Below are 8,840 nucleotides of genomic sequence, written 5' to 3'. Positions count from 1 at the left end.
TCGGTCACATTGTCGTGACGTATGCCATTTTTCTCGTAATGCCAGGTCATTGTTTTTCCTTCTTAACAGAGGTCATTAAATCAGTGTGTTGCCCGGCTCCTCAGAGGGCCCAGGAGACAGGACTTCGCGGATACAGCTGAAGTGCGGAAGGGCCCGGATAAAGCCCGCCTGTATGGTTAACTGGCTGAGACGTTTTTGCGGGGTAAAAGTGGTGTTCAGAACTGTCACCGCATGGATGGTCGCCAGAGGATGCACGGTGATATGCCCGTTAAGTTCACCGGTAAGGTACCAGCAGCCATCGAGTGATATCAGGCGGTACGGAGCCAGTCCGTCACAGCGTTCACCATCAGCGAGCAGCAGTACCCGCTGGCAGGCGGTAATGGCACTGACGAGACGGTAGAAGACCAGTGAGCTGGTCGGTGACACAGACTGTGGCGGCTGCCATACCAGACACGGCATCCCTCCTGCAGTGAGCAGCATGCCCGCCAGACGCCGGTCCAGCCCCGGAAAAATATCGGCCAGTCCAGCCCGGTGAGCAAAGGTCAGCGCATCCAGTTCACCCTGTACGCCTCCACCGGTGCTGCGCAGGCGGCATTGCCCCCGTAGATACTCCAGGTCCAGATACATCAGCCGTTCGCGAAAATCCCGTCGCAGGGTACGGACTGACACACCAAACTCAGCAGCCAGTCGGGCCATGTTCAGCGTCTCACCGGCAACCAGGCGGCTGATTATCAGTGACAGCCTGACAGCCAGTCGGTCATGACGGCGCTCTGCCTGTGTCATCTTAAATCTCCGTAATAATTAACTGACTGAATATGAAATGATTCTAAAGAGGGGGGCGGACAGGGTATGGACATGGAATGAACTATTTTTTATCTGCCACCGAAGGCAGGCCCGACGCGGCATTCCGTAGAATACGGTGATAAAACACCCAACCCAATGGAGGTAAAACGGACAGGGAGTGTCCCTTCCCAACATGCTGATAACAAGCTCAGGACTGAAGCCCATTCAGCATCGCTTCCGCCATCACCCAGAGAGCCCGGTTGAGCTTCACATCTCCGTCAATACCACGCACGGCGCGGGTATGCGTTCGCCCACCTTTCGCACTCCGGCCACTGAGCCCGCCCTTAATCAGGTTCTCCTGAATACGCTGGTATGTGGTCCACAGGTCGTTGCTCTCATCCTGCCAGCGGCGTGGGGAGAGTATCTGAGGTGCTGTCACCGGCTGGTGGTCCTCACCGAAACGGTACGTCAGTGCAGCCTGTGCCAGAGCCTGTTGTGCAGGTGGCGGCAGCATCAGCGACTGCATGGCATCCCGCTTCTCTTCCACACGGTCAAAAATCCCCAGCACCTCATACGCTCCCTCAATCACCTGGCTTACGACATCTCCTTTGTGCGGCACCCGCACCTCGCCAAACGACTCGCCGCAGACGAGCCCGTTCTGGCATACCGCGCGGAATAATCCCGGCAGCATCTGATACGAGCTGGTGCCGTCATGAGAGTTCAGCAGAATGATTTCCGGGACTTGCTTGCCGGTAATCTGCCCTTCTCGGCGCAGGCGCAGCATGTGCTTTGTGTGATCGCGGCGACCTGGGTCACGCACTCTGGTCTGACAGGCAAAGAAGGGCTGAAAGCCTTCGCGCTGCAGGCTGTCGAGGAGAGAAATCGTGGGTATATATGTGTATCGTTCACTGCGGGATTCGTGTTTGTCCTCGCTGAAAACGCTGGGCACCACAAGAAACAGTTCTTCGCGGGTTAACGGACGGTCGCGACGGATAAGATTTACTGCGCCAAAGCGCGAAGCCAGACGGGTCATAAGCAGACTCCTCATGATGGAAAATAAATACAAAAAGCCCTGCCGCAAAGTCGCGGCAGGGCTCAGGAAACTACGGGTTAGATTAGAAGGGTTAATTTTCAGAAGAAGAAATTCCAGACTGCACGAGCGACTGATACCACGATGTCGCGTACAGACTGGATGACTGTCCGAACCGGGGCCGGTATCAGGGGCATGGAACTTACTGTGTCCAGTACCGAGCCGACCGTTTCACCAAAATCGTCACGGGCTTTTTTATTAACGGTATCGGTACGAAGTGGAGCACTAAGCTGTACCGCTACCGGACTACTGGCCTCCCGCGGCAGGCAACGAATCATCCGTTCAGCCATCACCCGCAGTCCCCACTGCAAACGTACCGACACCGCACAGACAGGGTTTACAGGTTGGAACAACTCATGCAATAGACAGATTTTGCGGCTGATATTTTGTTTCTGTTCTGTTGACAGCTTTTCACCACCGCAGGTGGGGTCAACCTTGTCGGACTGACTGATAACAAAGAGCACCTTTTGCCGGTATGCCCCGCCAATCACCTGATGATAAAAATGCTCATCCACCGCCAGTGCCCGGTCATCGGCCTTGATCAACCACAGCACCAGGTCGAGCCGGGGAAGCTGTTGACAATACAGCGCGGCATACTCGTTATCGCGAACGCTACTTTCGCCCACACCGGGCAGATCCACGATGGTCATATAGCGCTTTCCCAGCTGCAGGCGAAAGCGCAAAGGTTCACGTGTGCAGGCGGCCACGTCGCTGACCGGTGAAACGTCCCCGGCAAACAGCGCATTGCACAGACTGCTCTTGCCTGCGCCGGTTTTCCCCATAATGCCTATTGTAGGCTCGTAGTGGGTTAACTGATTTATCTGCTGCAGAATGCGTTCAGAGACCCACTGGGGCAGGCCGGAAAGCGTTTGCTGCAGTGACTGCAGACCGTCAAATTGTTTCATTACTGCTCCTCTGAAAAAGAATACAAAAACGGCAGAACCATAAGGTTCTGCCGTTAAGGGGTATGTTCAGGGAGGTGATATCTGTCTGAAGTTTTTTATAATGCTGGTATGCGTTTCCATTCGTTGGACTCACGGCACTAGCGAACCGTCTGAAGCAACGAGGGATCTGTTATGAGCGATGTACAGCTATTCGAACCCTGATAATTACACTTTGAAGTGATTCAGGGTATCCCCAAAAGTTTAAATCATTAAACCCGACAACGTAGATACCTGCATAACTTCTATCACACCTCACAGAAAGGTAGCACTGACAACTGGTACTCCACTCAATTTATATATCATCAAGAAGTTATCAGCGTTGTAAGCCACCAAGAACCATAAAAAACGTTTAATTCTTACTGCAAGATGAAATCAAGCTCACTATAAAACCCTTGCTAATTCGGTTAGCATATCCCTAATTTTTTTAGGGCAGAAAATGCAATAAGGAAAATCTGAATGCTCAGAAGGTTCCGGTTAGAGCGGAAGTCTGACTATGAAAAGCTGGTAATTGCTCAGCGTCTGGCGGACATGCTTGAGAAATTCTTAAGTGGAAGGCTGGCACCTCTGTCGATTGGTGCTGAACAAGGTGGCATTGAGGAGTGGGACGATGTGGTAATCATGCACACCGCAGACCACTATGAGCATTTACAGATTAAGCGTCAGTCGACTGACTTTTGTACCAAAGATCCTGATAAAGCTGTACAACTCGCTAAAAAACCCAGAAAGGGTTCCTCGCCCATCTCCCCGACCAATTCCGTTTTAGACTCGGCATTTTCCAGTCTTGCCAGAATCGCGAAAGCGGGAAAACTTGATGAATCTCCTAACCGTGAGTTTAGACTCACCCTCGTGGGTCTGCATCTACAAATAAAAGATAGTTTTTCAGTCAATCATTTAGAAGAAGTCTGTGATCTTTGTCGTCAAAATGGACTCAGTATAGAGGAATTAGCTAAGCGTCAGGATGGTCCAACCACGAGGGCTTATTTATGGCTAACAACCTGGTGTGGATTCGAAGACTGGAGTCAGATACGAAATGTACTTCGCCGGGTTAAAATCAATTGTATCGGTAACGATGCGACATTAAAAGATCGGACAATTCACTCGCTTGGTCGTTACTTCAGCGATCCGAATCGTACACTGGACCGTTTAATTACCTATATCGCGGCAGAAACATCTGACGTAGCAGCCTTGGGATGCCATGACGTCGTCCAGGAACTGCGAAGTGAACTGCGCCCTGATGTTGAAACCTGGGTGCAGTATCAGTTAAGCGACGGTTCTACTATGGCTGGTAAAACTTGGTCATTAGCCGGAACGCTTGATCTTGCCGGTTCAACAGAAAGGTCCGCAAAAGGGGTCGTTGAGCACATGTGGAGTCGTGAGCCCGGCAACCGCAAACTCAGAGTTTATGCCAATTACTCCCCCCCTGCAGGCGATAATCTGACTCTTCTTTCTGCCATTGTGCGTATGGCTTTGCATTTACCCCAAGGCAGTCAGGGGCTGATGTTAGGTGAACCAGCGTGGCGTAGTAGCATTGGTCATGAAATTGGACACACACTTGGCTGTGCAGAACATGACTTCAGCGACCTACCTTGGCTTGAAAATGCCGAACGCCTATCCTGTGCACAGGATTATGAATTTAAGACAGTAAATGCTGCTCGAGGAGAAGCTGAAGCGCTTGCTAAAGCTATGGACGACGTGCTGTGGCAACGCCTTCTTCAAGGGGTTTCAGAAAAGCTTGGCTCAATCTCAGATTCGGCGCTAGCAGATGCGATGGAGACGGTTTGGCAGTCATGGCTGAGCGGGTTCGCAGCTGCACCAGAAAAACGCCGAAAATTCATGGAGCAGCTTCTCTATCCGAAAACGGAGAAAAAAAATGAAAGACATGCGCTTCGCCTGGGCCTTCGTACTTTAAATCTTCTTGTTACCGCTGTTGAAACCTTATTACTGGTTGCTGTGGGTTTGCCTGAGGACAGTAATAACTGGGAATCTTTTCAGGAAGGTGGCCCAGTATTGAGCATTGCTCTTAAGTACTGGTCTGGTCCTGCGGGTGGTTTTTCGGGAGTACGTGAGCTTTCTGACGATCCGTTAATAGACGTTATTGGCCCTAATCCGGATCCCATCGTTATCTTATCGGGTGTGAGTACATCCCCATCAGAATTATTGAATATAGGTATGGCTGACGACGCAGAGACTGCGACCAGTATGGCCGCGGAGCGTCAACCTCACCTGCTCGTCACGCGGTCTGGTATGTTTCGTCATTTACATAACGGAACACTTGACTCCGTACGCCAACATTTCACTAAGCAGTGGCAAGATCGAAAGCTCGCTCGTGAATCGGCCATTGAGAAGAATGCGAAGGGATCCTGAAATGCCGACAATCCAAGAACTCGTTACTGCTATAACCAAGCGTGCTAAGGGCCGCTATGAAGTTCATTTTCCAGATGTGGACGAAATGGTTTCACCCTCAATTGATATCGGCATGACTGCAATACAACTCAGACGCATTAATCGGGAGAATGCTGGATGGCGAACAGTGCTGATCACAGCATTTCCTAGTAACGTGGATAATATCCAGAGTGCTTTCCGATGGGCCGCTGATATCCGAGACATACTTGCAGAGCCTCAGACAGCAGACCTTTACATGTTTATGCTCATCGATGGAGTTGAGTCAGAAGATGCTGCCCGTTTTGAAACGGACGATCGATTTTGCAGGAAGGTGGTGCTCAGAAAGCAGGAAGATATTGACTCCTTCCTTGATCGAAGTTTTCTGGCGTCTTTAACACCTGCGAGAGGTGGGAATGATATCAGCGATCCTCTGCTAGCGTCTCTGAACTCGATGGGGCAAGCACACTCTTGGGTAGAACCTCATCTCGAAACATGGCGTGAATTGTTGCTCTCTGAGAAATCTGGCGATGAAATTGTTAATGCGCTGAGGGATATGATGTTTGGAGAGAAGGACTTTCAATGAAACAACTTAAATCTATCACGCTCTCAAATGTCCGCCGATACGGTACCGACACCAAAATTGAGCTCAGTGGCGGTGCAACCATTTTACTGGCCCCTAACGGTACGGGGAAAACGGCCTTCTTCGAAGCGATCGAATTTAGTCTCACGGGTAATATTTCTCGTCTAGGCGAGAATCTTTCACCCATTATCAGGGACAGCCAGACTGTCGCTAAGGTGGTCTTGGATTTTGGGGATGTACAAGCCTCTGCGCAGGTGAGCAACGAAGGTGACGTCGAAAGGACTGGTGATTTAAGCTCTCTTTTTCCGGATACGAATTCGGAGGACATCCCCTTTTTATTAAGACTTACCCACTTACTGGATCAGCGCGAGGGCCAATGGCTGGTCAAAGCGGATGCAAAAGTTGCGGGCGCTCAACTGGCTCGCTTGCCAATCGGTAAAGATGGAACCCTAGTTAGTAATGCTCTTGGCGGCATTCGCCGCGTTCTCACTGAAAAGCTGAAGCAAGCAAAGGGAGCCCTTGAGGCGCTCGAAGCTGAGTTTGGGGAGTGGCAAAGTCTGATTCTTGATCGGGACCAGGCGGCATCACAATCTCAGGGGGCCCTGCGCAGTAAAGAAAACATCGCAGAATCAATCTCAGACATAGCTCGCAATACTCAGAGTGCAGAACAATTGCCAGTAGGTTTACTGGTTCCGCCAGTGGGTATCAGCAATCTGGAAACAATGCACGAGGCATTAGAGCAAACAGTACAAGCAAAGCTGAACCGACTTCGCGAACAGATTACTGCGCTTATGGAAGTGGATGGACTAATTGGCCGGTTCGTTTCTGAGCAAGCGCGTTCTGAGCAGCTTGGCAATGCGCTTATAACTGCTAAAGAGGAACTGACACAAAAACAACAGGAACGAGCCCAGCTAGTTGATAAAAAAGATAAACTCCAGAAGGAACTTGTCACAGCTGAAGCAGAACGTGATGTAATTATACAGCAGCTTAACCGGCTCAATAGTGAGGCGCGAACCAAAGAGGCCTTCGAGCAATGTAAGCTTGACTTGGCGTCAGCTGACAAAGCGTTGGCCGACGCCCAGTCTCTGGCATCAACCTTGCGTCACATACATGAGGGGAACGAACAGCTACGTATTGAACATGAACTTATAAATAAACAGCGTAAGTCTCTGCAGCTTGTAGATAGTGAAGTACTCACTGCTCATCAACTTATCAAGCGCTGGGAAGACATTCTTCAACACATTGCGACAATTACCGACTTGGTTAGCAATGAGGAAATTCAGGAGCGTGTACTTCAGGAGCATCTTCATACCGCGAATTCGTTAAAGGTATCAGCTGAAACAGATGAGCTTTCAGCGAAGCAGTTCCATGAGATGCTCACGTCTACTGCTGACTCTATAAGGCAATCCGTAGCCACCATTGCCGCACATTTACCAGAGGATCGCGGGGACTGCCCTTTATGTGGAGTGGAACATGGCGCTGCCGTTCTTCATAAACGCATTACTAGATCATTAGAGGCTATAGACCCCAAAGTCATCGAAGCAGAACAGCGCGTTAAAACAGCATCCGATCACTTGCGGAAATGCATAGAAACAGTGACGCATACCGAAACAGAATTGAAAGCGTGCCAGAGTAAAATTGTTGAATTGCGAGGCGATATCGTTCGCTCAGTAGCAGAGATCAATCAACTCAAAACAAACATCCTTCTTGACGGAGATACGGTACAACTAGCGAAAGCATCTATCCAACGTCGCGAAGAATCAAATGCTTCAGCGAAACAGCAGATTGACGAAAAACAGCTTAACCTTGCCCCCTTACCGACACCTGAAATATTGGAAGCGTCTAAAAACGCATACCAATTGTCGACTCGCGAACTGGATACTGCGCGGCATAATCGGGCCGGAGCCTTGGCTAGCCTTGAACAAACAACCGCTGCATTAGCTGCAATAACAGCAGGGGCACTCCCTTCAAAAACGTTGGCTGATTTATCCACTGAACAAAACAAAAATACGATTCAACTAGCTGAATTAAAATCAAAAATTGAGGCTGGGCAATCTGCATTGGATAGACAGAATATCCCTTTAGCTGAAGTTAATAATAAGATAAATGGCCTCGAAAAGCAGATCACTGACGCTCATGCTCAGCTAGCCTCAATTCGGTATTCATGGAGACAACTGTCCTTTCCCGGCGATCCCGCTCTCGAAGTGGCGAGCAGTAAAGAGATTCAACTGCAGTCATCCGTTGCTGACCTGTCCCGACATTCAGAACAGTTACAAACACTCAAAATTGAGATTGGCACTTGGAACAAGCTGGAACAGACTCGTTTGGCACAAGGGCTTATAGATCGTCGCCGAGGAACATCATCTGAGCAGGAATTCGCTACAAGTCTTAGCCAGCGAATTGATAACGAGAGAACAAATCAGATGCAGTTGCTGCAATTATCTGAAGCGATGGAGACGCTCAATCGATGCCTATCTACTGAGATCTCGAATGTACAAAAACATGTGCTCTCTGTCGTTCCAAGGTGGCAGGCTTTGCTCAAACGCGTAGTCAGAGAACAGCGCTTTACTGGCACCAGTTTGGGTTTTCGCAGTATCTACAGAAAGGAACATGCTGAAGTATCTGTTCCGTTACATGGGGAGTCAGTACCGGTTCCGGCGATAGCAAGCGAAGCTCAGCTTACTGATCTACAGCTTACCTTCTTGCTCTCCATGGCATTGGAACACCAGTGGTCCTCATGGCGCTGCCTGCTTCTGGATGACCCAACACAGCATCATGACTTGGTCCACGCAGCGTCCGTATTCGATTTACTGCGTGATTACATAGTTGATCATGGCTTCCAGGTTGTAATTGCAACACATGATGCCCTTCAGGCGCGTTATTTCATGCGCAAACTGCAAAATGATGGCATTGATGCACGCTTGTGGTCACTCGTTCCTACACCTGAAGGGGTGACGGCATCTGAGATGCGGATAACCAGGTAACCTAACAGCGCTGGGCCAGGTGATAAAGCAGGGCTGTTAGGATCTCAACCTGAGAAAACTCGAGGGCTGTTCATTTT

Annotated in this window: 6 protein-coding genes; 3 read left to right on the top strand and 3 right to left on the bottom strand. The window is 49.9% G+C overall.

Annotated features, from left to right (window positions below):
* Positions 1-75: 75 nt before the first annotated feature.
* From OGY19_RS04500 to OGY19_RS04490, 3 genes are all read right to left on the bottom strand, one after another.
* The gene (locus OGY19_RS04500; protein ID WP_286596241.1) at positions 76-783 is read right to left on the bottom strand and encodes a DeoR family transcriptional regulator; all 708 of its coding nucleotides are present in this window, start codon (positions 781-783) and stop codon (positions 76-78) included.
* Between the two features lie 208 nt (positions 784-991).
* Positions 992-1,816 carry a DUF932 domain-containing protein gene (locus tag OGY19_RS04495; protein WP_062856123.1) on the bottom strand — a complete coding sequence of 275 codons (825 nt, stop codon included), beginning with the start codon at positions 1,814-1,816 and terminating at the stop codon, positions 992-994.
* 98 nt (positions 1,817-1,914) lie between these two features.
* The gene (locus OGY19_RS04490) at positions 1,915-2,778 is read right to left on the bottom strand and encodes a GTPase family protein (RefSeq protein ID WP_062856124.1); all 864 of its coding nucleotides are present in this window, start codon (positions 2,776-2,778) and stop codon (positions 1,915-1,917) included.
* 495 nt (positions 2,779-3,273) lie between these two features.
* On the opposite strand from OGY19_RS04490, the gene OGY19_RS04485 reads away from it, so the two are divergent.
* The 3 genes from OGY19_RS04485 to OGY19_RS04475 are packed head-to-tail and all read left to right on the top strand — an operon-like array spanning position 3,274 to position 8,763.
* Positions 3,274-5,181, top strand: a complete 1,908-nt coding sequence (locus OGY19_RS04485) for an ABC-three component system protein (RefSeq protein ID WP_039026474.1) — start codon at positions 3,274-3,276, stop codon at positions 5,179-5,181.
* A 1-nt stretch (position 5,182) separates the two neighbouring features.
* Positions 5,183-5,782 carry an ABC-three component system middle component 1 gene (locus tag OGY19_RS04480; protein WP_039026475.1) on the top strand — a complete coding sequence of 200 codons (600 nt, stop codon included), beginning with the start codon at positions 5,183-5,185 and terminating at the stop codon, positions 5,780-5,782.
* The gene (locus tag OGY19_RS04475; protein WP_062856125.1) at positions 5,779-8,763 is read left to right on the top strand and encodes an AAA family ATPase; all 2,985 of its coding nucleotides are present in this window, start codon (positions 5,779-5,781) and stop codon (positions 8,761-8,763) included. Before OGY19_RS04480 ends, OGY19_RS04475 begins: the two co-directional genes overlap by 4 nt.
* The last annotated feature ends 77 nt before the right edge of the window (positions 8,764-8,840 follow it).

The organism is Citrobacter sp. Cy070, from assembly GCF_030332245.1.
Lineage (GTDB): Bacteria > Pseudomonadota > Gammaproteobacteria > Enterobacterales > Enterobacteriaceae > Citrobacter > Citrobacter youngae.
This window is presented reverse-complemented; position numbering and strand designations above follow the sequence as displayed.